Raw genomic sequence first — 25,972 nt, forward strand, 5'->3', positions numbered from 1 at the left:
TTTTTACTCCTTATCAGTATGGATCTTTTTGATAATATCCTCATATTCCAATGGTATTGAAGTTTTCCTTATCGCGTCATCTTCCGCCTGCTCTTTACTTCGTTCTACAGTATCGTCATAACCCACAGTGGGAAGAAGTTTTCTTCTTTTTTTAGTAGAAGATTTTCCCTTGCTGGTAGATACCGTTTCTCTCATTGACCCAAGTTCATCTTGTTCCCCCTCTATTTTCATATTTATATTTTCCGCATTAGTTGGTAACTCAATTCTCTCGGGCTCTGCGGAATACAACTTTTCTCCAGGCTTGTCTCCAGCAAGCGCTGTTTTTTGATCAACACCTCTCTTTTCCTCTCTCGGCAACTCTTTCCTCTTATTCTGGTTTTCTTTATTATGCAGGTCGCTTTGTTCTTCCAGGTTGCCCCCACTTTCCATGCCCGCACTGACATCCAGTCCCATTTCCTTTTGCAGAACTGAAATCTGATCGAACAACCCATCCATCTGGTCCTTAATTTCATTCTTTAATTCAGAACTACTTCGCGCTCCACCTTTCCTACCTCCACCATTACCATGCTTTTGCTCTGCCTGTTTCTGCATTGTATTACCGAAACCTTCAGCAGAATCACCTTGCCCCATATTACCACCTTCGCCAGCTATTTGTGAAGATGCTTTCTCACCGGGTTCACTACCTTGGCCATCTTCAGAATCTTTTCCATATTGTTGCTGGCGAGCGCTCTTTGAACCTCCCGATTCTGTACCTGATTCTTTCCCTTCACCATCAGCAGTCATAGCGCCGCCGGCGCTTTGAGAACTTCCTTGACTACCCTTGCTCTTTTGAGCAGACTGTTCAGACACTTCCGTTCCTGATCCCGTCTCTTTGTCCTGGCCACCGGATGCAAGCTCTTTACCTCCAGTATCCTGAGCTTCCCCCTTGCCTTCCTGACCCTTTTGAGCAGACTGTTCAGACCCTTCTGTTCCTGATCCCGTCTCTTTATCCTGACCACCGGATGCAAGCTCTTTACCTCCAGTATCCTGAGCTTCCCCCTTACCTTCCTGACCCTTTTGAGCAGACTGTTCAGACCCTTGCGTTCCTGATCCCGTCTCTTTGTCCTGGCCACCGGATGCAAGCTCTTTACCTCCGGCATCCTGAGCTTCCCCCTTACCTTCCTGACCCTTTTGAGCAGATTGTTCAGACCCTTGCGTTCCTGATCCCGGCTCTTTGTCCTGGCCACCGGATGCAAGCTCTTTACCTCCAGCATCCTGAGCTTCCCCCTTGCCTTCCTGACCCTTTTGAGCAGACTGTTCAGACCCTTGCGTTCCTGATCCCGTCTCTTTGTCCTGGCCACCGGATGCAAGCTCTTTACCTCCGGCATCCTGAGCTTCCCCCTTACCTTCCTGACCCTTTTGAGCAGACTGTTCAGACCCTTCCGTTCATGATCCCGGCTCTTTGCCCTGACCTGATGCAAGCTCTTTACCTCCGGCATCCTGAGCTTCCCCCTTACCTTCCTGACCCTTTTGAGCAGACTGTTCAGACCCTTCCGTTCCTGATCCCGTCTCTTTGTCCTGGCCACCGGATGCAAGCTCTTTACCTCCGGCATCCTGAGCTTCCCCCTTACCTTCCTGACCCTTTTGAGCAGACTGTTCAGACCCTTGCGTTCCTGATCCCGGCTCTCTGCCCTGACCTGATGCAAGCTCTTTACCAGAAGACCCCTGAGTTTCTCCCTGTCCCTCTTGTGATGTCTGTCCACCACTTGTTGATTTGCTATTCTTTTCTTCTGGACCAGAACCCTCTTGTTGCTGTCCTTGTGCTAATTGTTCCTTACTGCCCCCACTAGAGCCTTGTTGCTGAGAATCTGAATTCTCTTCTTTACCACTTCCGGAAGAGGAGGATTCTCCTCTTGTTCCTTTTTCACCACTTGCCGTTTGTGCATCTGACATTTCCTGTTGTTTACCCTGTCCATTATCTAATGAACCTGGCTTCTGTTCCTTCTGACTCTGACTCCCTTTTGAATTGTCAATTCCTGTGCCAGACTCAGAATCTTTACCGGATTCGGTCTCAGAACTACTTGCTATTTGTGAATCACTTTGCCCCCCCTGTGTTTTTTGTTCAGCACCATCCATTGGTTTGTCATCAGCTTTGCCTGTATCAGAAGCGTCTCTCTCCTGTTGCTGTTGCTGCCCTTGCGCAGATTTATCATCGCTATTCTGACTTGAACTCTGATCTTGCCTCTCTGATGCGCCCTTTTGATCTGAATCCGACTGTGCAGGTCCGGATGTGCTGGTTTGAGATGATCCCTTTCCTGATTCACCCTGTTTTTGTTCCTGCTTAGATGACGAAGAAGAAGACTCCTCTTGTTTACTCTCACTTGATTTGCTCTGTGAAGAGTCTGACTGTGACTGGTCTGTATCTTCTCCATCCATCGGAATATCCGGTAAAGGAGTGTTATTATTGTTACTTGGCGGCATAAAAAGTTTCAGGAGTTTCTGCAATATTTTAGACTCGGGTAACTTAAACTTTTGCTCTTTCTTTTCCTTTTCTGTCTGTTTCTCCTCAGGAGACTTTTCTTCAGGGTCCTGTGTGTCCGCATCTCCTTCTTTTTTATCTTCCTGTTGCTCATCCTTCTCTGTTTTTGCAGACTGTTCCGTTTTCTCTTCTTTTTCGTTACCTTCCAGCTCTTCTGTTTCCGCAGGACTGGACATTTCTTTAGACACAGAGGAGTCTGCAGATCCCTCTTTCTTCTCTTCTGATTTTTCCTTTTCTTCTCCAGTTACCTGTTGAGGTTTTTCTTCTTTTCCACCACTTTCCTGCTCTTTTTTTTCAGATGGTACAGGTTTCTTATCTTCCGGTTTTGACTTGCCTTCAAGTTGGTCCAATTGAGAATTAATACTATTTAATAAATCAGATATTTTATCTTGCAAAGAATCTGATTTTTTCTGCTTATGTTGTACACCTTCTGGAGTTTCAGATACTTGTTTTTCTTTATCACCAACATCAGGTTTCTTTGTCTGTAACTGTGCTTCAGTTTTTTCTTCCTGACTTTTTCCAGGTTCTTTAGTTCCCTGTTCCTGATGGGTTTCCACTGTTTTTTCTTCCTCCTTTATTTTTTCTTCTTTTTCAGAAACAGCCCCACTCTCTTCAGTCGTTTTAATAGAAGACTCTTTTACGTCTGAAGCCAATTTATCTAGTTCTTCGGATGAATTATAAGGTAGGAACAGGAAAATCAGGAGTAATATTAATACTGCTATTAAATATTTTGTTGATCTCGGAAATTTATGTGGTATGAACTTTTTTATACTTTTATCATCAAGCTTGCTATTGATTTCATCAACAAGCAGGCTGAGAAATTTGTTGTTTTCATTCTGTTCGGCATATTCCAGACCGGTAACAAGACGTTCCTTAAAACCCATCTTCTTGTCCAGTATACTTGCAGCGTCAGATTTCCCCATCCATCCGTAAACTACAACAACCAGACTCACAACAAAATATATTGAAAATAAAGAGAGTAGAATAGTAAGAGTATACGGAGGTATATTGACAAATTTCCGGGCTAATAATGTAATAAGAGCCACAGTCAGCCCGATTGTCAGAACGAAAAAAAATATCCGTTCGCATCTGAAGATATTAAATCTGAAACGTGCCTTCTCCAGTTTTTGCTCTATCTGGTTTTTATAAGAAGCCTTAAGCGTATTGTCAACTGTTTGATCAGCTGGCATGATATCCTTCCTGTAAAATCTTTAATACTGATATACCAAACAATTCTCATTATTTGTTTTAGATATTTTATGCATTTTTTCACAAAATCTGTAATATTACCAGCTAAAAAGTTATCAATAAAAAGAGTTCTTTCTGAGCCATAAGAATGGTACATCTGTAAGGAATTGTAGACTACATTATGAAATGTATGACAACTTACTCCAGATAGCTGCAAAGCCAGCTAGACAATGGTAGGACTTTAACTGTTCGTTCACAGGTAAAAAAAATGTGTGTTTAATTCAAAACTTTAATACAAAATCAATTCAATAATTCCATCTTTATCCTTTACAAGGATAAAAATGGAATTAATCAAGATTTTATTCGTAGTGTTCGGGAATCCAGACTTTTTCTTCGTATTCCTGCCAGTAACCGGAAGGTACATTTCTATCTTGATAGTGTCCTTCAATCCTTCTATCCCCTTCTAAACGCTCTTCAACCCAGACTCTCTCTTTTTTGGATGTATCGACCCATTTTCTCTTCTTTACATATTCGTAATGGCCGTCTATTTTATTTAAACCCTTACCGGAACCTGATTGCTTTTCCAGTTCAAGCTGTCTCTTTAGATCCGCTTTCTCAGCCGCTTCTCTTTTTTTATCCATATTATCACCAACCAGTGCTCCACCCACCGCACCAGCTCCCGCGCCTATGGCCGCACCCATTGCCGCATTACCGGTCAGAGCACCGATACCTGCTCCCAGAGCTGCTCCAATTCCTGCGCCTGCTCCTGCTCCTTTCTGGGTCGTCGTCATACAGCCGCTCGTTAAGACTGAAATTGCAGCAACACACACTACGGCAATAATCATTTTCTTATACATTCCTATCTCTCCTATTAAAAGAATTTAACTCGCTGTCTCCTCAACAAGTCTATATTCATACTACATTAAAGTGTATTATTTTGTTCCTTTTGATACTATCAGAAGGCTATTATCTTGTCAATATGTTTTACAACTACTACTTCCATATAGAGTTATAACTTATTGCTTAACAAAAATCACACCTCAACTGACAAACCGTCATACGCTAATCTTATTCCTTCCGGTAGAATATTATTTGTCTCTTCGTGCTCTATTTCGTGTGCTATATGCGTAAAAAATGTATGTTTTGGTTTTAACGTAGATACTACATTTATGGCTTGTTCAATACTGAAATGTTTTTCATGAGGAATATTTCTGAGAGCGGCAATAATGAGTAGATCAAGCCCCTTCAGTTTCTCCTCAGAATCCTTAGGTATCTGGCTTACATCAGTAACATATGCAAATTTATCAAATCTATATGCAGTTACTCTATCCTGCCCGTGCATTACATCAACAGGAATAACTTCATTACCGGAAATATTAAGTTTCCCATTAATCGGTATAAGAGTAACTTTTGGCTTGCTGCCATTTGAAGATACTTCTCTGAATGCGTATGAGAACATTCTGTACACATTATCTAATGTTTCCACGGACCCGTACACCGGAATATTATCTTTCCGCTTTCTATTAAAGTGTCTCAGGTCATCAAACCCCAGAATATGGTCTGCGTGCGAATGTGTTAACAACACAGCATCCAACCTTTTTACACCGTTTTTCAAACACTGTATACGTAACTCGGTTGCCGCATCTATAAGTATATTATATTCTCCTTCCGATATAACTATCGAGGAACGGGTCCTGGAATTTTTTGGATTGTCAGAGGTACAGACACGACACTCACACCCTACCATAGGCACACCGTATGATGTTCCTGTACCGAGAAACGTAATCTTCATATCTTTATTGCACTCCACCTCCCTTTTCTGGAGAGTATGTATACGGCAACAGCACGAAGTATCCAATCGAGCGCTGCGCCGAACCAGATGCCGGCAAGCCCCCATTCTAACACAATTCCAAAGAGATAAGCAACGGGCAAGTGAAAACATAATGTTCCCACTATTGTAACAATCATGGGGCTAAATGTGTCTCCGGCACCACGTAAGCCACCGGCGTATACCATATAAATCGCAAGAGCCGGCTGTTCTATCGCAGCGATCATCACACAATAAGTGCTGAGAGCCAGGACATCCTGCTCCGGATGAAAAACATTTGCCATTGGCCTGGCAAATGCCAGGAAAATAAACGAGAAGAACCCCATTAATACCAGTGCAATCTGACAATTTTTCTTCATACTTAACTTTGCCAGGTCCGGTTTATTAGCGCCAAGACTTTGCCCCACAATCGTGGTGGTAGCGACTCCTAATGCAAAACCCGGCATAAATGAAATGGCCTCTATCCTAATGGCAATCTGGTGTGCAGCAAGTGAAACCGTACCTAACATTGCAACTATTTTAATAAAAAAGAGATAACCCAACTGGGTCAGTGAAGCATCTAACGTTGCGGGAAATGAAATCCTCAAAATTCTTTTAATAATAGACATGTTTACATCAACAATATGTTTAACGCCAATTGTTAAAATACTCCTCCTGCTCAGAAGTCGGTACATAATCAGTAAAGCGCCAGTTGTATAAGCTATTGATGTCGCCCATGCTGCCCCGGCTACCTCCATACGCGGAAAGAACCATATACCGAATATAAGGAGCCAGTTAAATAATATGTTTACACAGTTTGTTACAAGTGTAATAAACATGGGTGTCCTCGTATCTCCGGCTCCCCTGAAAACTGATGTCCCGGTCAGGATAATCAACCGGAAAATAAAGAAACTCAGGACTATCTTAAGATATTGCGACCCGAGAAAGACCACATTTTCCTCAGCGCTCATCAAGACAAGAATATTATCGGCGAAGTAAAATATGAAAGGGCTGACGGTACAGCCAAAAACAAGTGTAATGAGAAGAGACTGACCCGCTACTTTCCTCGCCTCATCTTTCTGATTTGCACCAAAATCTCTCGCCACAAGCGCCGTAGTTCCGACATTAAGGGCAGTAAATACCATTGCAACAATAAAGCCCAACGCACCTGCCAACCCGACTGCAGCAACAGGAACAGTACCTAACCTGCCTACCATGATAATATCTACGATGAAGACTGCCAGGTGCAAGACATTCTCCAACGCTACAGGGAGCGCTAATCTGATTATATTTTTATTTAGCTCCTTTTTTGTTAACTCCATAAGGTCTTATTCAAATTGAAATTAAGGTTGACAACAACCAATACAACCATTAGAATTTTCTACTAAATTTATACTTGAATTGTCAGATGATATTAGAAAATAAATACTTATGCAAAGTAATTTCATAAAGATTCCTGCCTTATTCACTTTTTCTGAATATACCATCCTTTTCAATACAATAGAGTACTTGATTTTGTGTTATTTATTAGAAATTTCTCAGATTAAAAGGTTGTAAATGTATACAGGCATAGATATTATTGAAATTAAAAGGATAGAAAAACTCTTTGGATCACACAAAAATTTTATAAAAAGAGTTTATACCTCTGATGAAGTCGAATATTGTCAGTCCAGAAAAAACTGTTTTCAACATTTTGCAGTACGTTTTGCGTCAAAAGAAGCTGTTCTCAAGGCCTTTGGAACAGGCTTGAGAGACAGATTGAAGTGGACTGATATTGAGACGCTGAATGACGAGTTGGGAAAACCTTACGTAAATCTATATGGCAGAGCTAAAGAACTTGCATCTGAGAAGAAAATCGGCGAGATTTCTGTCTCATTATCACATTGTAAAGAGTATGCCGTTGCACATGCACTATTAATACCTGGTGAATCTCAGGAATAAAAAAAATGAAAACCTCTCTTTCGACAGGAGTCCAACGCTGGAATCCTCTCGAAAGAGAGGCTAGTCATGTTTGTTATAACAAATGACAGCTATATTAGTTAGCTAGTGAAAGGTGCTAATTTGAAAAAAATAATTCTTATAAATCCTCATCCTATAGGTAACGTAGGCGAGGAAAACGTTTCAGTACTAAACCAAATGCCCGTGAACCTGGGATATCTGAAGGCATTAACACCCGATGACTGGGAAGTAGATATAATAGATGAAACCCAGGAGCTGGCGGTAGATGAAAAAGGTGAAAATGTCTGTTTCGATAAAACAAATGTCGTCCTGGTTGGAATAACGTCCGTCAGCTATCAGGCAAACAGGGCATACCAGATCGCCACCGCATGCAAAAAGAATGGAATTCCCGTAATAATGGGTGGAGTACATGCTACAAGTTATCCTGAAGAGGCGGCCCAATACGTTGACTCTGTAGTAATAAGAGAAGCAGTTCCGATATGGGAAGAGATAATCTCTGATTTTGAAAATAACGAACTTAAACCGACTTATGATGGCGGCCTGACCCCTATGGAAACATATAAGGGGCTACTACCAGATAGAAAGTTTTTGACTGACAAGTACAAATATCGGTACTCTGGCATTATTACAACTGCCGGCTGTCCGTTTAGCTGCGAGTTCTGTTCAGTTCCACAGTTCCAGGGAAGAAAGTACAGAGAAAGGCCAATAGATGATGTTCTGAATGAGCTTGAAGCGATAAAGGGGCAGTATAGAGGCCTCATACTTACAGATGAAAATTTCTACGGTCATAGTAAGAAATCTTACGAAAGGGTCAGAAACCTTTTTAAGGGGATGGTTGATAGAAAAATTTATCAGAACTGGTTCGGGTTTACTTCGTTGAATATTTATCAGGATGACGAAACACTGGAATATATGGCAAAGAGCGGATGTGTAGGTGTACTCATTGGTATTGAATCTATAAATGAAGACGCGTTAAAATCGATGAACAAGGGAGTTAACCTCCGCATAACAATTGAAAAATACAGGGAAGCGGTAGCAAATATAAGGAAGCATGGACTTGCTGTCTGGGGGACCATGGTCTTTGGAAACGACAATGATACACCTGATACATTTAAAGATGTCGTTGATTTTATATTAGATGCAAAGATCGACATAATGACCTGTGGCTTATTGTGTCCATTTATCAATACACCGTTACAAAAAAGGCTTGATGATGATAACAGGTTGTTCAGGACCAACTTCCCGGAAGACTGGATCTATTATACATCGCACCATTTAACCTATGTTTTGTCTAAGCTCACACTTCAGGAATTTATTGATGGCATAGAGTACGTTTACAACAATATATATTCGACCGATGTAATAAGAAAAAAATTCAGAGAAGCAAAAGATGAACTCAACAACCTGAATGCCGCAATGTTCGCGTTCAGAGTTAATCTTGACTGGCAGGAGGTTTATAAACATCTGTTAGAAAACCTGAGAGAACTGCAGGCTTCAGGAGATTATGAGAGAGCCGTGGAACGGTACGAATCTCAGAAGGCCAAAACAAACCCGGACATGGCAGATATGAAGACGTGAAATTGTTGATTAGCGTTATTAGACTTCGGCTCCTCCCATTGTGACGTCGCTTTGAGCGTTCATCGGGACTTGATCCCGAACGGAGTCGAAGGATGAATATTGTCGCTTGGTAGTATAGTTTGTTTCTTAAAATTAAAAAACCAAAGAATAAATCCCCACTCCCCGGACAAACTGCGCTGAGGACTTTACTCCACTTTTGCGAAGAGAGAATAAGGGGGATTTACTTTTTGTGATAATGTGGTCAGAATAGTTTGAGTACTGAAGAATCATGTATTTTCTGAATTTTTCCAAAGGATATTAAAATGCCGAGAGTTGTTGTTACCGGTTTAGGATTAGTCATTGCCAATGGTATTGGTGTTACAAATGCATGGAATGCACTCATGAACGGTAAAGACGGCACGGCGGCATTAACATCTTTCGACACATCAAAATACAAAGTTCATCGTGCGTGTGAAGTAAAAAATTTCAGAATTGACACTGTTTTTGAAAACGAAACCACGGCAAACACGATACATAAGTACACATACACTGCCGCAAAAGAAGCATTGATAGATAGTGGATTGAGTGATTTAGCAGGGTACAACAGAGAAAAATTTGGTATCGCTATCGGAACTTTAGCCGGAGAACTACCTCCATTTGAACACCTGTTGCGCAATGCACCTGAAGACAAAGCCAACGGCTTTGATATGGGTGTTGCACTAACGTATCCGCCATCTTCTATCACCACACTACTCTCAGAAGATTTTGGTTTTGAAGGGCCTAATATGGTATCACTTAATGCCTGTTCTTCCGGCAACCATGCTATCGCCTGGGCTTTAGACCTTTTATATGAAGGAAAAGTTGATGTAATGCTGGTAGGTGGAGGTGAGCTTATCCCGCAAACAGAGTTTACACATTTTCATAATCTGAAAGCGCTGGCGCCTGAAAAATGCCAGCCATTTGATAAAGAGAGAAAAGGTCTGATAATTGGAGAAGGCTCGGGAATAATGGTATTGGAAACACTTGATTTCGCATCAAAAAGAAACGCTCAAATTTATGCTGAATTGAAGGGATATGGTATGAGCTGTGACGGACATCATATGACAGCACCCCATCCCGAAGGAGCGGGCGCAAAAGTGGCTATGTCAAATGCACTTTCCATGGCCAATATGTCTTACAAGGATGTAGACTACATCAATGCGCATGGAACAGGAACACCATTAAATGACAGAATGGAGACAATGGCAATAAAATCAATTTTTAAGGAACGGGCAAATGAAATAGCAGTCAGCTCTATAAAATCTATGATAGGCCACACAATGGGTGCGGCAAGCGCTATAGAATCTGTCGTCAGCTGCCTGGCAATTAAAAATAACGCAATTCCACCTACCACACACTATGAAACACCTGATCCAGAGTGTGATCTGGACTATGTACCGAATGAGGGACGCGAAACAGAAGTTAACTGTGTTATAAATAACTCCTTCGCCTTTGGTGGGAACAATGTCACGAATATTTTCAGTAGATTATAGATGAATAAAAAAGCAGTAATTACCGGTATTGGAATTGTATCTCCCTTGGGTATTGGACATCAGGATTTCTGGAACAATCTTGTTTCCGGCAATTCCGCAATAGCGCCGATGGAATGCCTTGATCTTTCAAGGTATGAATGTAAAAACGGAGCTGAAGTTAAAGGTTTAAACCCGGAAGAATATTTAGGTCGTAAAGGTTTAAGATATCTAAATAAAGGAACAAAGTTTCTTGGTTCCAGCGCTAAGCTGGCAGTAGATGACGCAAATCTTGAAATAGATGAAGAGTTGGCAAACCATACCGGAATTCTCATTGGTTCTTCCCTCGGAAATTTCTCACAGACAACCGATTACTTTCATGATATAATCAGGAAAGGCCCGGCGGAACTTTCACCCATGCAGAGCTACGATGTAGCCCTCAACTCTTCCATTAACTACGTATCTGTCTTCTTCAAGATGAAGAGTTTCGCAAGGACTATCTCGTCCGGCTTTACGTCGGGTACAGACGCAATTGGTAATGCCGTTAAACTTATTCAGAATGGGAAAGCAAAGGTAATTATTACCGGTGGAGTTGAACAGATCTCATTAGATTTATACATGATATTTTATATGAGGAAAATGCTGGCTGGATCAAGTAATATTGGAAATGAGATCAGCATGCCTTTCGATAAAAGAAGAGACGGTTTTATTATGAGTGAAGGCAGCTATGTATTTGTGATGGAAGAGTATGATCACGCAGTAAGTCGCAGGGCAAAGATATATGGTGAAGTTTCAGGCTTTGGAAGTCTCTTTTCAGGCAGCAGAAAAAGCGACAATGAAAAAAGAGTTAAGAAAGCCCGGAACACGATGAAATTGTGTATCGAGGATGCAGGGGTTTCTACGAATGATATAGATTTGATTAATGCGAACGGAAATTCAGGCAAGCAGTCAGACCTCATAGAAGCAAAGGCGATCATTGGATTATTTGGAGAGAAAGGAGAAGAAATCCCTGTGCACACCGTTAAATCGACATTAGGAGAAAGTTACGGTGCATCTGGTGCAGCACAGACAGCATCTGCCTTATTATCCATAAACAATGGCCTGATACCTGCTACCATTAATTGTGAAGAAAAAGACCCTGAATGCAATTTGAATGTAGTTAAAGAAAAACTTGAAAAAGATGTAAATACAGTGCTTATAAACTCATTTGATCTATCAGGCAATAATTCATGCCTGGTTGTTAAGAAAGCATAGCATTGTCATTCCTGCTTTCCAGTCCCCGCCAGAATGCAAGTCGGACTGGTGAACGATTCATCCGGACAGGCAAACAGCCTTTATTGTAATACGGCTCGTTTCGGAAACAAGCCCTACAATTTACAAACAATCTAATACATTATGAACAAATTATTCGAACCAATAAATATCGGCAGCTTAGAAGTCAAAAACCGGATCGCCATGTCAGCTATGGATCTTGGCTTTACCTCAGACGGTTCAATAAACAAACGTTTTATAGATTTCTATGTAGAAAGGGCCCGTGGCGGAGTGGGTTTGATTGTAGTAGGCGGATGCTATCCGGAAATGACTGGCAAGGTATGGAAGAGCATAATTGGCCTGGATAAGGATGAATATATACCCGGTTTAAAAAAACTAACCGATAGGATACACAAACATGATACTATGGTTGCGGCACAAATACTTCATGGTGGGAGAAGTGCGTCTTCATTTTTCTCAAAGACTCACCCTGTATCACCATCAAGCCTGTCACACGTCAACATAAAACAGAAACCACATGTCCTGACCATCCCTGAAATAAAGAAGGTAATAGATGGTTATGTTGCTGCAACAATAAGAGTAAAAAAGGGTGGGTTTGACGCGGTTGAGATTCATGGTGGTATGGGTTACCTTATCAACCAGTTTCTCTCTAAAGCTACGAATAAGAGAAAGGACAGATATGGCGGTAGTCTCAAAAACCGCATTAGGTTTGCGAAAGAGATTATTGAGGCCATAAAGAAAAAAGCCGGAAAGAGGTATCCAGTAATCTTTCGGATGTCAGGTGCAGATTTTGTAGACGAAGGCCTCCAGATAGATGAGAGCATTGAGATAGCGAAAGAGTTGGAAAAAGCTGGTGTGGATGCGTTTAATGTTTCCCCCGGCTGGCATGAAAGCCGCACTCCAATCATGCTTATGGCCATACCCAGAATGGCTTATATCTTTCTGTCTGAAAAGATTAAGGATCACGTAAACGTACCGGTTATAGGATCAGTGAGGATAAATGACCTGGCCCTGGCCGAAAAAGTTATAGACAACAATCGTGCAGATATTGTTTCAATAGGAAGGCCATTAATTGCTGACCCTGAATTACCAAAAAAATATAAGAAGAGACTATTTGATGATATCAGAAAATGTATCGCCTGTAATCAGGGATGTTTTGACTCTTTATTAAATTTCAAATCGGTCAGTTGCTTATATAATGTCAGAGCTGGTAAAGAGAGTAAATCCAAGGTCAGGAAAGCGAAAAAGAGAAAAAAAGTAATGGTTATTGGTGGTGGACCGGGAGGTATGGAGGCAGCAAGGATTGCAGCGTTAAGAGGACATGACGTACATCTGTTTGAAAAAACAGATACGCTTGGTGGTCAATTGAAATATGCTTATATCCCTCCGGGTAGAGAAGAGATAGAGAATGTTGTCACATTCCTGGCAAACCAGATAAGAAAACTAGATGTAAACATAGAGCTTTCTACAAAAGTAGATACAAAAACGATTAATAATCTGAAGCCCGATGTTGTAGTCGTAGCGACAGGTGGAAGCCCTCTTATTCCGAAAATTTCCGGTGTTAAAGAGAAAAATGTTGTTGTGGCCGAGGATGTATTTGATAATAAGGTAAAGGTTGGTGAAGACGTCGTCATCATTGGAGGAGGTACAATCGGCTGTGAAATTGCACTACACACCGCAAAGATGGGTGCAATGGAACCGGAAGTCGCCTGCTTCCTTTTGAAGAACAGAGTTATAAATGGGGAAGAGGCCGTAGAACTCACGTCAAAGGGAAAACGAAACATCACCATCCTGGAAATGAAAAATAAAATAGGAGGAAGATTCGGTATTTCAACAAGATGGGTTATCTTAAAACAGGTAGAAGATGCCGGTATCAAAAGTATAACAGGGATCAAAGTAAAGAATATATCGACTAAATCTAAACAAAAAAAAGAGAAAGATAAAGTCTGCGTAACTTTTGAACAAGAAAGTAAAGATACTAAGATTTTTGCGGATACGGTTATCATTGCCGCAGGATACAAATCCAATCAGGATATCACAAAAAAACTAAATGGTAAGATTGATGAATTATATAAAATAGGCGATTGTGTAGAGGTGAGAACTGCACTCGAAGCAATCCATGAAGGGTTTGAAGTTGGATTGAAGATTTAACATAATAGCAGCATGGGTGGTATGGGAAAAACTTGTTTGTCCGTGTAATGCATTGATAATTTTCACATTTAACACTGCAAAGAGTAATAGGGATTTAAAAAAATATGAAAGATATTCGAATGAACCGTGGTGATAACTCTGGTTATGACCATCTGGGATTTGAAGAGATAGAGGCTGATAACGGCAAGACAATCGGGGTAATTTACCTTAACAAACCTGATAGGAACTCTCTGGGTTCCTGGCTACTTGACGCTATATATGATAAGATGGACCAGTACGAAAACAATGAGAAAGTTGGCGCCATTATTATTGCCAGTAAGTTAAGAGGTGTATTCTGTGACGGTGTAGATCGCGAAGAGTTATTCGGATCATGGATTTCAGATCTGGTAGCAAAGAAAGACTACGAAAGATTCCATCGCTCCTACGAGATGCTTGTAGAAATGGAAAATTGCCAGAAACCGGTTATTGCCGCAATTAATGGAATTGCAATAGGAGCCGGGATTGAACTTGCAATGCTATGTGACTTGCGTATCGCATCAGAACGTGCATTCTTTAATTTACCGGAAGCCAAACCGCAACTTGGCATTATTCCCGCACTGGGAACAACACAACGTTTACCTCGATTAATTGGTCACGCGCGAGCAAAAGAGATGTTGTTTCTTGGTAATATGGTCCGAGCAAAAACTGCTCTGGAATGGGGTCTGGTCAATCAGGTAGTACCACACAATGAGCTTTTAAAGAAAGCGATAGATATGGCAAAGGTGCTGTTAGAAAGAGAGACTGGAGTACTCATAGAAATGAAAAAATGTGTCAACTTTGCTGGTGAGAATGATATTACAAAAGGCCTGGAATACGAGGTCGGTATATTTGCTGATATGATGCGGTCTAAGCTGTCGGCAAAGAATACCGCTCCCTTCCAAACTACTTAGTCAGACGGAAAGGCACAAAGTGAGCAATGCATAAACTTAAATGCAAAATATGATTTTTTATTAATAATAATTTCCTGGAGGTGATACTATGAGTAACAAGACGGCAATAGTAACAGGCGGTACAAGAGGTATAGGTAAAGCAATCACACTTGAACTGGCAAAAAGTGGTTACAATGTCGCCTTCAACTATAGCAAAAGTGATGACCTGGCAAAAGAACTTGTAAAAGAGATAGAAGGACTCGGAGTCAAGGCCATGGCAAAGAAGGCAGATGTATCGAACTTTGAAAGTGCTAAAACAATGGTTAAAGAAGTTAAGGATGAATTCGGCCAGATCGATATTCTTGTCAACAACGCTGGAATAACAAGGGACAAACTCCTCGCCCTGATGAAAGAGGACGACTGGGATGATGTAATAAACATTAATCTGAAGAGTGTCTATAACTTCTCCAAGGCGGTAATTATGACCATGATCAAACAGAAGAGCGGAAACATACTCAATATAACCTCTGTCAGCGGTATTGCGGGTGTTGCGGGCCAGGCCAATTACTCTGCTTCCAAAGCAGGAATGATAGGCTTCACAAAAGCCCTTGCAAAAGAAGTTGGTAAGGCAAAAATTAATGTTAACGCCATTGCATGCGGGTTCGTAGAAACAGACATGACCTCTGAACTTCCTGAAGAGTACAAGCAGAAGATGATAGATATGACTGCCCTGAAGCGATTCGGTACAACTGATGATGTCGCAAAAACAGCAATGTTCATGCTTTCAGATGGTGCAAAATATATTACAGGCCAGGTATTGTCTATCGATGGTGGGTTGGCGTTATAATTTAAACAGGTAGCTATTTCTTGAACTAAACTCAGCTTTTACAGAATTAACAACAATAATTTGTTTAATAAAATCCTTGTAATCTTTGTTTATCTGTGTCTAAAATCAAAATTTCCCTGTGGTTACAAAAAGGCAGAAAGGAGTTTATACAAAAATGCTCTTCTTACTTAAAGTTCAAATACAAAAAATACCCGATATGCCGGTAAAGGATTTTCTGGGATTTGTAGTCAAGGAGTGGGAATATTTTATCAGGATGAGAAAAAGGGGCAGGATCCTTGCCGGTGGGAAACTGGCAGGAAGCAGAGGCGCCGCGGCTATTATTGAAGTCGATTCGAACGAAGATCTTGACCAACTCGTAACCAACCTGCCGCTCTTCCCATTTTTCACAGACATAGAGATAACCCCACTAGTGCCTACTGACAAGGCTTTACTTGATGTCAAACGAATCCATTCACTTATGAAGTAATGAGACAACATTGACGTTACGGGTTGCATGTTGCGAGTTAAGAGATTTTATTTAATACACCAGGGTGTAAAACACCAAAGCCGAGTATAGCGCATAGCGCAATTCTCGGAAAATTATAAAGTGACTGGCACCTATGTAAAAGTGCCCTGTATGATACCAATATTCCTTGTAGGTCAGGTTTCTATACTTGAAGTAATCCTGAAATTCCAAAAGTCAATTTGTAATGGTTATATATACAATGAGAACTAGATGAAACGTACATTTGATTATAAGATAGGAGTAATCTCAGACACACATGGCCTCGTTAGACAAAGCGTCGTTAAATCATTTAATGACGTTGATTTGATTGTACACGCTGGAGATATAGGGACACATGAGGCACTTGACACTCTAAAGACTATTGCCAATGTGTATCCGGTCCGAGGAAATGTAGATGGTGGTACATGGAGTAAAACGCTGCCTTTTACCGAAGTGGTACAAGTGGGTGAAATATATTTATATCTCCTTCACAATCTGGATTCACTTGATCTGGACCCTGCGGCAGCAGGATTTCAAGTGGTCATCAGCGGCCATTCGCATATACCTAAAATAGAGAAGCAAAACGATATCCTCTTTATTAACCCAGGAAGTGCCGGTCCAAGACGATTTGACTTCCCGATATCTATTGCATTTTTGTATATACAAGGAAGCTCAGTAGAAGTAGAGATAGTAGAGTTAAAAGAATAAAAAAATTTATTTTTCTTAATTGGACGATGCAATCTGGATTATCGGTATGGATAAAAGCCTGGTTAAGGTTGTTAAAGAATGTGGGGGTGGAGTTTAAATAACGAGTTAAACAAAAAGAAGATGTAGTCGCTTAAAGTGAACGTTTGTCTCTACTCTGGTTAAACTGAACTTGATGTCTATGTCTTTTGTTTTACCTCCAATATTTTCAAAACCTTCTTTGCTTCTTCTCTTGCTTCTTCGAAAGAATTGGGGAAATAATCTACAAGCTTATGAAAATATTGATTCATATGTTCAAAATCCTTTGCTACTTCATCCTCAGTAAATTCGAGTACTTTTTTATAATAATCTATTGCAGTAGTATATTCACTTTTCCGATCATACATTTCACCTAATGCCAGGTAGAGAAGAGGGTTATTTGGTGCAAGCTCAATCCCTCTGTTTAATAGTTCTTTCGCCTTGTCATATTCTTTCTTTTCCCCATACATAAAACTAATGATACCGAGAACATATATATCTTTGTCATTTAACTCCAATGCCTTCAAATAATAATCTTTAGCTTTACTAAATGAAGCAGCAGCAGATGATTTCATAAATAAGCCCATCATTTGCTGCATCATAGCATTTTTTATATAAGCATCTCCGCTAACAATATAGTTTCTATAATCTTTCGGAAAACGTTCAACAAGCTGGTCAATAAGATCAAGATTACCACTATTAAATATTATATTAATAATCTCTTCATGATTGCGTTCATAATCCATTGCTTCAATGCAACAAATTGTCTTAGATTCGCAATGCTCATATTCATCTTGATCCAGAATCAGCTTCTCCAGATTATTCAACGCTCTTGTTTGAGCACATCCCATTAATGAAACTAAAATAGTTATAATGCCCGCTACAGTTCCAAATTTTGATAAATAGTTTTTCATCATTAACACATTATCAATCGTTAGTAGATTCCAGTAAAAAGTCGTAACAGTTATCTCTGATTTCAGGATTTGCTCGGTGCTTCATTGCGTCACGAGGATGTTGGTTAAGGTGACCGCTGATTCCATAAATATCATTGAATCCCCACTCAATTTCATCACGCAACGGCACCATGGTCTCCTGTATCATCTTATATATTGGCCTCACATCAAACTTCGGATTCTTCAGAAAATTAAGCAAGAGCTCGATATTACAGTTTCCTGCTCCACGACCGATACCGTTTATAGTCGCATCAAGTAAGTTTACACCATCTATAATCGCTTGCTGGGTATTTGAAAAAGCCAGTTGCTGGTTATTGTGGGCATGAAACCCGAGTTCCTTATCAGGCGCATGCTCCTTATAAAGCTGCAGATAGCTGGTTACCTGTTCTGAATAGAAAGCCCCAAAGCTATCCACCAGATAGAGGTAGTCAACCTCTTTTGCTCCATTTACCTGTTGCAGAGCTTCAATCAGATCAGTCTCGATAGCGGCAGAAGACGCCATAAGGTTAATAGTTGTCTGATAGCCAAGGTCTTTACTTCGTTTTACCAGATCCAGCCCTTTATCGACATCCGTAACATAGCAGGCTGTACGCACCATCCCGACAACACTCTGTTCTGCGGGAAGTAGTGCGGAAATATTTACTCTATCCACATCATACATCACCGCTACGACAGGAGGGTTCTCGCACTCATGGGAGTCAACGATATTTTTGATATCATCTTCATCACAGAAGTTCCATTTGCCGTATTTTTCCCGAGTATATTCATCACTCACACAAAGTTTTTTACCAATCTCCATGATATCGATACCACTATCACAGGCCGCGCGATAAGCCGCCTTAACAAAATCATCTTTGAAATTGTAATTGTTTATAAGCCCTCCATCTCTGACAGTACAATCTAAAACCTTAATTTTTTCTCGAAACATCTTCTCTGCTCCCGGTATAATACCTTATATCTGCAACTGAAAAATATAAACTTTACATAATAACGTAAACGGACATAAAAAAACAAGTGAGAAATAGATGCATATCACCTATTCAGTAATATTTAATTTGTATTTTATAGAACTCATGATAATATCTTGACTATAAAAAGAGAGAATATAATATAGCAAAGTTGTTGTTTTAAGTCATGAATAACTCGAATATAAAGAAAAGTAACAGTGCAAAAGGACAAAAAAACCTATGGCACAAAGACGGATTAAGATTTGAATGTCAAAGATGCGGTAGTTGTTGCAGAGGAGAGCCTGGTGTAGTATGGATGACGAAAAGAGAGGCGAAAAACATCTCTGTATCCCTGGGTATTTCAACCGATTTATTTGCCAAAAACTATTTAAGACTGATTAATGGCCGAATCAGCCTGCTTGAACATAGTAACGGTGACTGTGTCATGTATGATAATGGATGCAGCATTTACGAAACCAGACCACGCCAATGCAGAACTTTTCCGTTCTGGAGTTCAAATCTGAAAAACAAAACTGAATGGAAAGAGCAGAAGAAGACGTGTCCCGGAATTGACAAGGGAAAGCTACATACAGTTGAAGAGATAGCAAGCCGTTTAAAACCTGAGTTGAACGATTTATGATTTTTAACATCTGCCCATATCTTTAGTTCTATAGCTTTTGTTTATAGTTTCCAAATTTATAGGAACTCACGGACGGAAGAATAGGAGAAGTTACTATCAGAGGTTTATCATGATCCTAACTTCCAAATAATAAACAGCCAAGTAGCTTTTCTTTTTCCTTTAATGCTTTCTCTTAAATCAAGAAAATAGATTTCAGCAGTCAGTTCATTTCCATGAAGCAAAAATATTTTCGAGGTTCATTGTAAAGCCATGGAGTAACACTGATTCAAATATTTCATTTTTTGTAAAGCTCTTCGCAGGGACAAATGCTGTTTCTTTCAATGTGTATAAATCTATCGTTCTTTCTACAGGATCAACTATCCAGTACTCTTTAACTCCGTATTTTGCGTAGATCTTTTTCTTCTTAACAAAATCTTTGTACGCTGTCGCCTCAGAAAGTATTTCAATGGTAAGATCAGGTGCTCCCTGTATATTCTTTTCAGCAATAATACCAAGCCTGTTTATTGCAATAAAGAAAATATCTGGCTGAAGAAGATTTGTATCGTCAAAATAGACGTCAAGTGGAGCATTAAAAACGTATCCCAGCTTTTTTTTTTCTACAAATTTTTCCAGTTCAAACCCTATCTTTCTTGAAATCCATTGATGATAAGTTACCGGCGAAGGGTTCATGATTAATTCTCCTTCAATAAGTTCATACCTTTTGTCACCAGGAGTAGTTAAATAGTCCTTATAGGTATATACTTTTTTTTCTTTATCTTCTAACAAGGTTCTCATTTTACTTTCCTATTCTGGTGTTTGATGAATTTATTATGTTTTGAAAATAACTGTTTGTGGATAAGTATGTCCATGTCATTACCTCCTTGCAACAATCACCTTATGTTAAATATCTCGTCTACATATCAAAAGGTGTTATTACGTTAATACCTGTAATAATAAATTTGAGAGTAAACTTGTGCAATAGTAAAGTCAACATTAAAATGGTTGGAAAATAGCTAAAGAGTATGGTGTGTTTGTCTTATCTATTTTTTTCTGGATAATAGAAAGATTTGTATTATTATAACCAGCCTGGATTAGTCTCTATAAATAAGATTTTAGATTTACGAATTACAATTTGGGATTTATTTTTAAACTTACTTCTATAATCGTAATCTTTTGAAGAACTTATTTTGGTTTGCCAAAAGTTGGTCAATAATTTTTTTTAAAAGTTTACATTTTTTCTGTGCAGACCCATCAGCTAATACCTTAATAGAAACCATAAAGGATTCATGAAATTTGAGTACAAATATCAATATTTCTGTTTCGTCATACGAAAAAAGAATCGGGATACTTGGAGGCACCTTCAACCCGATACATATGGGGCATTTGATTATGGCAGAAGAGGTTTGCCAACATCACCATTTATCGAAAATCCTTTTTATACCCACATACACCCCTCCACATAAACAGGTAAATGATTTAGCTGATACGCACCATCGTTATGAAATGATCAAAGCTGCCATTAGCGGGGAAAGCGATTTTGAAGTATCCGATATAGAAATTATGCGTAAAGGTAAGTCATATACCATAGATACAGTACGAGAAATCCTGGAGCAATACGGTAATGAGAGCGAAATCTTCCTCATTATGGGTGCGGACTCATTAAACGAACTGGAATTGTGGAAAAACATCAAAAAGCTTTCTCAACTTTGTCACTTTGTAGTTGTAAACAGACCCGGGTTTAACACAGAAGTTTCCGCCAGACTTGTAGAGATTATTGGCAATGACAATATATCCGACATGGAAAGATTGAGAATAGAGATGGATCCTGTTGGAGTATCATCTACGGAGATAAGAAAAAGAGTAAATGATGAAGTTGGGATTAATGGTCTTGTGCCTGAATGCGTTGAAGCATATATAAGAGATCATGCCTTATACACACACATCTGAATGTTGTTCAATTAATTTATACAAAAATAAACATTTAACAACAACTTGACTAAGCAAATTAGTCCTTTTATAATTCTTGATTATGACTATAGTTTCAATGCATTAAGCAAAAGTACTTTTATTATTTTTCTGAATTTATTTTAAAATCTTCATTTCTCAGCACTTACATAGGCACTAGATTCCTGATCAAGTCCGGAAAGACAATTCTCGGATAGCCAGAGAAGCTCCTCCTTACATAATAAGTGTAATTGTTTATAACATCCTATGAATCGTATTTTCCGTTTCTGGTGGTTTCCCCTTGTTTTACAGCTGATGACGCTTGCAGCGTTCTTACTACTGATTGTTGGTGGTGTTGTCGCGAACACTGATGACATGGCATTTGCCAAGGTCCTACGTAACACTAACTTTGCAAACCTGATCGTCTGGTCGTACTGGTGGCCGGTAATTATCATCTCAGCAATTTTTTTAGGAAGAGTCTGGTGTATCCTAAATTGGAGAAAAAAGTTAATAACTATGCAATGTGTCTTCCTGGATGCCGAAAGCATCAAAAATAATTTTTTGTCTTTTGGATAATTCGCTGAGAATCGGATCGTTTTTCTCTATGTGAGTGATTTTTAATTTTTTGAGTTCAGCAAATAATTCTTTTACTGTGTATTTGTTAAATAACTTCTTTTCCTTCATAACTCTTGATGCTTCTGCATAGATAATCAACGCAACAAATTTTATAAATAAACGGCCATCGACATTATATTGACTATGTGCTCGCAACCTATCTCCATTCATTTCATTTTTGTATATATCAAACATTTTTTCAACCTGATCTTTTTGGCGATAAAGATTTAATACTTCCGCTTTGTCCATTTGTTGTTTGTTTGTTATTAACACAAAGCTTCCCATTTTATAAATAAACGATTTTATCTTTTTTGCATTTTTTTCTATCCGCAATGTCGTTTTATTCCATTTAAAATAATCTCTGTATTTTTCTGGAATATTTAACTTTCTATATTTCAGGTATTCCTTAAGCACTTTAAAACTTTTATCCTTAAACTTCTCCTCGTATTCGAATAATACTGAGAAAAAATTATGTTTTTGTTCTACTTCAGATTTTTCATTGAAAAAAATATGTGCGTCAAATTCGTTTCCATCAAATTCAAAAGGTCTTTGCTGGTAATGCAGTATCTCTTCATTGAATTTAAAGGCACTGGAAAGATCTGACAATAATCGTTTATTTTTTTTTTATTAAAGTCTTTACTTTTTTTAAGCTAAAAGGCAGTGGCTGAACAAAGGACACTTTGCTTTTGCTGTTATTCATTTCCAATACATTTGCTTTACTAAAGAAACCTCTATCCAGCACAAACAAAATGTCTTTTAGCTTGAATACTTTCAAATACTCAACGCAGTTCTTTAAGGTAGTAACATCTACAATACTTCCAGGGTATAAATTGTAATAAATGGGTAAAGAGTGATTGTGGCAAAATGTTACTCCCATATTTAATTGAGGTAGATTCTCTTTATCACGATTGTAACCCCATTCTATAAAATCAACGTTTGTAGAGTAGCTGGAAATAGAAGTTATATCGTAAAATATCCCGTTGATTGGCTTTAAATGTTCTATCCATTTTTGAACAAACTCTACCCTTTGTGATTGCGATCTTCCCAAAATATCACACAGTTTTGATATGTCAGGAGAATACATCTTTTTAACTCTCGGCAAATTATGCTCATCAAGCCAATAAGGAAACAGGTACAAGGCCGAGGCTTCTATAATTTCATAAAATGCTAATGCTAATATCTCTTGATAGTTATCAGGAAAGAGAGATTTTAAAATCTCCGTCAATCCAAGCTTGTCTGATAAAAATCTTAGCAAAAAGACGTTGCCTTGTCCTTTTGAGACCAAACTGGAACGGATTTGCTTGGTTTTATCCTTATTTACGTTCCGTTTTGGACCGATATAGGTTCTTCGTTGACGTGATTGCTTTTTTGCTTTATCCCAGTAACTTTCTACCTTGTAGAGGTATATCCTACCTTTTATTTTCTGCTCTACAGTATAAGCCATAGTATTAACTATTTAATAACTAGTAAATAGCCGTATAGTACGGTATATACAGTATTAATGCAAATATTAATTCATGGTTATTAACTATTTCTCCAATTCAGGGTGTATGGTCTGCCCGATGGAATTCCTCACTTCACTTGCCGCACGGATAGGTCTGAAGCGAAAGCCAAACAGATTTGTACAGTCCGGCTGGATTATTACGCTATTCTACATATTAATCATGTTCGTTGGTATACACACCCTTTCTATCCACCGTGTACCGTTTCAAATGTCTATCTATCTGCTGGTCCTGTTGGCATCGACTGTCGTAATCGGTTTAATATTTTCCCGAAACGCTTTCTGTACCTATATCTGCCCGGCAGGGCATCTGCTGGGGCTATACTCGCGTCTCGCACCATTTGGTTGGTCGACAGTTAACAGATCAATATGCGGAAACTGCAAAGACCACTCTTGTACCGCCAATACAAACGCATATGTTTTACAGGGGCGCAGTTGTGGAGTTGGCCTGAACCCCGCACACGTTGATGACAACACAAACTGCCTGCTGTGTGGACAGTGCGTAAAGTCATGCGAACATAATAACCCCGACGCTGAAGGACGTCCTAATCCGGGCTTGTTTGTACGACCATGGTTCAAGGATATTTTTGCACTCAGGCCAATGTCTGCCGCACAGACAGCATTCTGTCTTGTTGTGTCAGGGTTTGTAGTTTACGAAGTATTTACCGAATGGAAAGTTACAAAGGAGCTACTGATCTGGATGCCTGAAAATACAAATATGTTGCTGAGTACAGAGAACACCTGGTCACATGGACTGATCAAATCATTGACACTTTTTATAGTCCTGCCGATACTGGTCTGGCTCCTTCCATACGGCCTGTTCAGGTTGGCAGGAGGAAAACTGTCTATAGCAAAATATCTCTGCATTTTCGGTACAGCATTCATCCCGATCATGGCTGCAGCACACACAGTTAAAGCACTACTCAAAACAACATCACGTATCCCCTACTGGGAAAACGCCTTCACTGACCCGATTGGCATAGAGTCTGCGAGAGGCATCATTAACAAATCCATCCAACTGGCGCCATTACCTGTCTGGCGCGATCCTGTTATAACTGCGCTGTCTCTGGTTTTAATATGCGGTGGTATTGCGGTCAGTGCTGTTGTCATTAGGAAACTTACCGTAACCCATGTTAGTCAATCCTGGAGTCGTGCATGGACACTCTATCTCATTCCAGGCATCTATGGCGGTGCTTTTGCCGTTATGATCATCATATGGCGTCTTTTCTGATTTCTTAAACAATCCAACATCAAACAGATCTCAGCTGCTGAGAGAAGCAGGAAATAAAGGAGTAAAATCTTATTTATTTTAATTACAAATATTCGGAAGCATCCGGTTAGGTTTTTGCAAATACCACTTTTGTCATACCCGAATTCTTTTTCGGTTATCCAGGTAACTCGTTTAATCTGGATTCCCGTTTAAAGCATACCTGCCCGAATATGTATCCGTCCCCCCCCAGAATGACATTGTCGGGCTGGCGAACAGTGGAGCCGGGTGGGCAGGAATGACAGTTTTGGAGCATTAGTGTGTAATATGCAAAAACTTAACCTGACGTTACTGAGTAAATCTAAAATCTATCCAGAAATTCTTTACTTTTCTTGATAGATTCAACGGGATTCTGCATCGTTTTGGAATTGATAACGTAGAATCCATAATATCCTGTGGAGTCAAGTGAAGAGGCGAACTCTTCTACCGGTATAATGCCGTCTCCAATGGGCACCTCGATCTGTCGACCTTCTTCCGTTTGTCTGGTGTCCCATAGATTTGTATGGACTATATATTCGTGTAATTCATATACACCCTTTATCGGGTCCAGATTGTTTGTCATTAAAGAGGCCGGATCATATATTACTTTTACCCCATCAGTGTGCAGGGACTTCAGAAAGTCTTTCAGTGTTGAATAATTATCATATGAAGCTTTGACAGCAAGTCTGCATCCGTAATTTTCAGCATGCTGTCCAATCTCACTGAGGGCGGTATTTAGGGCATGCCAGTGTGTAGTGCCTTGATCTGTTGGTATGCTGCCTATCTGTACGGTTATAATAGCGGTTTGTAAATCCAGTGCAAGATTAATAATCTCTTTTGTCCTCTGGATAATATAATCAAATTCATTGTGATTGGTAAAGCCAGCACCGAGTTCTCCTCTCAGAGCGCAGATACATAATCTGTTCATATCTAAAATACGTTTCAACTCACGCCTGCCTGTCTGAGATATGTTCTCAGGCGCTATCTCTCTCTGTGTAGCATCGATTTGAATGCCTTTAAAACCAAGGGTAGAAGCAACGTTGATACCATCCTTAATCCTTAAACGAAAAGATTCCAACACAATACCGGTTCTTTGTTTTATCATATTATAAAAGAGCTCAGCCGTAACATAGTTTAAAGTGCTTAAGCGAATTCTTTGAGTTCTCTCTAAAGGATATGCAGGAAATAAGCCAGGATTTAGATTTATAGTAATAATTTCGGGTTT

The 25,972-nt window shown here is 39.6% G+C and carries 25 protein-coding genes; 12 read left to right on the plus strand and 13 right to left on the minus strand.

Annotated features, from left to right (window positions below; genetic code table 11):
• Positions 1-3: 3 nt before the first annotated feature.
• The 6 genes from SCALIN_RS08665 to SCALIN_RS08690 form a co-directional block, all read right to left on the minus strand.
• Positions 4-849, minus strand: coding sequence for a hypothetical protein (locus SCALIN_RS08665; RefSeq protein ID WP_133111781.1), 846 nt, complete (start codon positions 847-849; stop codon positions 4-6).
• Positions 780-1,478, minus strand: coding sequence for a hypothetical protein (locus SCALIN_RS08670; RefSeq protein ID WP_096894105.1), 699 nt, complete (start codon positions 1,476-1,478; stop codon positions 780-782). The genes SCALIN_RS08665 and SCALIN_RS08670 overlap by 70 nt, the downstream gene beginning before the upstream one ends.
• The gene (locus SCALIN_RS08675) at positions 1,426-3,708 is read right to left on the minus strand and encodes a hypothetical protein (RefSeq protein WP_096894106.1); all 2,283 of its coding nucleotides are present in this window, start codon (positions 3,706-3,708) and stop codon (positions 1,426-1,428) included. Before SCALIN_RS08675 ends, SCALIN_RS08670 begins: the two co-directional genes overlap by 53 nt.
• A 357-nt stretch (positions 3,709-4,065) precedes the next feature.
• On the minus strand, positions 4,066-4,563 hold the full coding sequence (locus tag SCALIN_RS08680; protein WP_096894107.1) for a glycine zipper domain-containing protein: 498 nt from the start codon (positions 4,561-4,563) through the stop codon (positions 4,066-4,068).
• A gap of 176 nt (positions 4,564-4,739) precedes the next feature.
• A complete protein-coding gene (locus SCALIN_RS08685; protein ID WP_162532226.1) occupies positions 4,740-5,498 on the minus strand; it encodes an MBL fold metallo-hydrolase in 759 nt (252 codons plus the stop codon).
• Positions 5,495-6,835: an MATE family efflux transporter gene (locus SCALIN_RS08690; protein WP_096894109.1), complete on the minus strand. Its 1,341-nt coding sequence runs from the start codon at positions 6,833-6,835 to the stop codon at positions 5,495-5,497. The genes SCALIN_RS08685 and SCALIN_RS08690 overlap by 4 nt, the downstream gene beginning before the upstream one ends.
• A gap of 235 nt (positions 6,836-7,070) precedes the next feature.
• Between SCALIN_RS08690 and acpS the strand changes: the two genes are divergently transcribed.
• The 9 genes from acpS (at position 7,071) to SCALIN_RS08735 (ending at position 16,907) form a co-directional block, all read left to right on the plus strand.
• Positions 7,071-7,454 (plus strand): holo-ACP synthase, encoded by a 384-nt coding sequence (gene acpS, locus SCALIN_RS08695; RefSeq protein WP_096894110.1) that lies wholly within the window; start codon positions 7,071-7,073, stop codon positions 7,452-7,454.
• A 120-nt stretch (positions 7,455-7,574) separates the two neighbouring features.
• Positions 7,575-9,050, plus strand: coding sequence for a B12-binding domain-containing radical SAM protein (locus SCALIN_RS08700; RefSeq protein WP_096894111.1), 1,476 nt, complete (start codon positions 7,575-7,577; stop codon positions 9,048-9,050).
• A gap of 302 nt (positions 9,051-9,352) precedes the next feature.
• The gene (locus tag SCALIN_RS08705; protein WP_096894112.1) at positions 9,353-10,561 is read left to right on the plus strand and encodes a beta-ketoacyl-[acyl-carrier-protein] synthase family protein; all 1,209 of its coding nucleotides are present in this window, start codon (positions 9,353-9,355) and stop codon (positions 10,559-10,561) included.
• A complete protein-coding gene (locus SCALIN_RS08710; RefSeq protein WP_096894113.1) occupies positions 10,562-11,791 on the plus strand; it encodes a beta-ketoacyl-[acyl-carrier-protein] synthase family protein in 1,230 nt (409 codons plus the stop codon). It begins immediately after the preceding gene.
• A 141-nt stretch (positions 11,792-11,932) separates the two neighbouring features.
• Positions 11,933-13,960, plus strand: coding sequence for an oxidoreductase (locus tag SCALIN_RS08715; RefSeq protein ID WP_096894114.1), 2,028 nt, complete (start codon positions 11,933-11,935; stop codon positions 13,958-13,960).
• A 104-nt stretch (positions 13,961-14,064) separates the two neighbouring features.
• Positions 14,065-14,889, plus strand: a complete 825-nt coding sequence (locus SCALIN_RS08720; protein WP_203415406.1) for an enoyl-CoA hydratase/isomerase family protein — start codon at positions 14,065-14,067, stop codon at positions 14,887-14,889.
• An 88-nt stretch (positions 14,890-14,977) separates the two neighbouring features.
• Complete coding sequence (fabG, locus tag SCALIN_RS08725) at positions 14,978-15,715, plus strand: 3-oxoacyl-[acyl-carrier-protein] reductase (protein ID WP_096894116.1); 738 nt, start codon at positions 14,978-14,980, stop codon at positions 15,713-15,715.
• A 154-nt stretch (positions 15,716-15,869) separates the two neighbouring features.
• Positions 15,870-16,181 (plus strand): muconolactone Delta-isomerase, encoded by a 312-nt coding sequence (locus SCALIN_RS08730; protein ID WP_133111783.1) that lies wholly within the window; start codon positions 15,870-15,872, stop codon positions 16,179-16,181.
• Positions 16,182-16,430: 249 nt separating this feature from the next.
• Positions 16,431-16,907 (plus strand): metallophosphoesterase family protein, encoded by a 477-nt coding sequence (locus SCALIN_RS08735; protein WP_096894118.1) that lies wholly within the window; start codon positions 16,431-16,433, stop codon positions 16,905-16,907.
• Positions 16,908-17,083: 176 nt separating this feature from the next.
• Here SCALIN_RS08735 and SCALIN_RS08740 read toward each other — a convergent pair whose 3' ends face one another.
• Together SCALIN_RS08740 and SCALIN_RS08745 are read right to left on the minus strand one after the other, a co-directional pair.
• Positions 17,084-17,839, minus strand: coding sequence for a tetratricopeptide repeat protein (locus SCALIN_RS08740; RefSeq protein ID WP_096894119.1), 756 nt, complete (start codon positions 17,837-17,839; stop codon positions 17,084-17,086).
• A gap of 10 nt (positions 17,840-17,849) precedes the next feature.
• A complete protein-coding gene (locus tag SCALIN_RS08745) occupies positions 17,850-18,803 on the minus strand; it encodes an aldolase catalytic domain-containing protein (protein WP_096894120.1) in 954 nt (317 codons plus the stop codon).
• Positions 18,804-19,009: 206 nt separating this feature from the next.
• Here SCALIN_RS08745 and SCALIN_RS08750 point away from each other — a divergent pair, with 206 nt between their 5' ends.
• A complete protein-coding gene (locus SCALIN_RS08750) occupies positions 19,010-19,462 on the plus strand; it encodes a YkgJ family cysteine cluster protein (RefSeq protein WP_096894121.1) in 453 nt (150 codons plus the stop codon).
• Positions 19,463-19,666: 204 nt separating this feature from the next.
• Here the strand turns inward: SCALIN_RS08750 and SCALIN_RS08755 are convergent, their stop codons facing one another.
• Positions 19,667-20,236 carry a Uma2 family endonuclease gene (locus SCALIN_RS08755; RefSeq protein ID WP_096894122.1) on the minus strand — a complete coding sequence of 190 codons (570 nt, stop codon included), beginning with the start codon at positions 20,234-20,236 and terminating at the stop codon, positions 19,667-19,669.
• A 498-nt stretch (positions 20,237-20,734) separates the two neighbouring features.
• On the opposite strand from SCALIN_RS08755, the gene nadD reads away from it, so the two are divergent.
• On the plus strand, positions 20,735-21,388 hold the full coding sequence (nadD, locus tag SCALIN_RS08760; protein ID WP_096894123.1) for a nicotinate-nucleotide adenylyltransferase: 654 nt from the start codon (positions 20,735-20,737) through the stop codon (positions 21,386-21,388).
• A 149-nt stretch (positions 21,389-21,537) separates the two neighbouring features.
• Here the strand turns inward: nadD and SCALIN_RS21650 are convergent, their stop codons facing one another.
• Genes SCALIN_RS21650 through SCALIN_RS08770 form a run of 3 tightly spaced genes read right to left on the minus strand, consistent with a single transcriptional unit; the run spans position 21,538 to position 23,444 of the window.
• On the minus strand, positions 21,538-21,840 hold the full coding sequence (locus SCALIN_RS21650) for a hypothetical protein (protein WP_133111785.1): 303 nt from the start codon (positions 21,838-21,840) through the stop codon (positions 21,538-21,540).
• Between the two features lie 52 nt (positions 21,841-21,892).
• Positions 21,893-22,606 carry an IS1634 family transposase gene (locus SCALIN_RS08765; RefSeq protein WP_096894124.1) on the minus strand — a complete coding sequence of 238 codons (714 nt, stop codon included), beginning with the start codon at positions 22,604-22,606 and terminating at the stop codon, positions 21,893-21,895.
• Positions 22,607-22,613: 7 nt separating this feature from the next.
• On the minus strand, positions 22,614-23,444 hold the full coding sequence (locus SCALIN_RS08770; protein WP_096894125.1) for an IS1634 family transposase: 831 nt from the start codon (positions 23,442-23,444) through the stop codon (positions 22,614-22,616).
• 73 nt (positions 23,445-23,517) lie between these two features.
• Here SCALIN_RS08770 and SCALIN_RS08775 point away from each other — a divergent pair, with 73 nt between their 5' ends.
• Positions 23,518-24,732 (plus strand): 4Fe-4S binding protein, encoded by a 1,215-nt coding sequence (locus tag SCALIN_RS08775; RefSeq protein ID WP_162532227.1) that lies wholly within the window; start codon positions 23,518-23,520, stop codon positions 24,730-24,732.
• Positions 24,733-25,069: 337 nt separating this feature from the next.
• On the opposite strand, the gene SCALIN_RS08780 is transcribed toward SCALIN_RS08775, so the two are convergent.
• The coding region (locus SCALIN_RS08780) for a sugar phosphate isomerase/epimerase family protein (RefSeq protein WP_096894127.1) at positions 25,070-25,972 on the minus strand (903 nt) is incomplete at its 5' end.

The sequence above is a fragment of the Candidatus Scalindua japonica genome, assembly GCF_002443295.1.
In the GTDB taxonomy this organism is placed as follows: Bacteria; Planctomycetota; Brocadiia; order Brocadiales; family Scalinduaceae; genus Scalindua; species Scalindua japonica.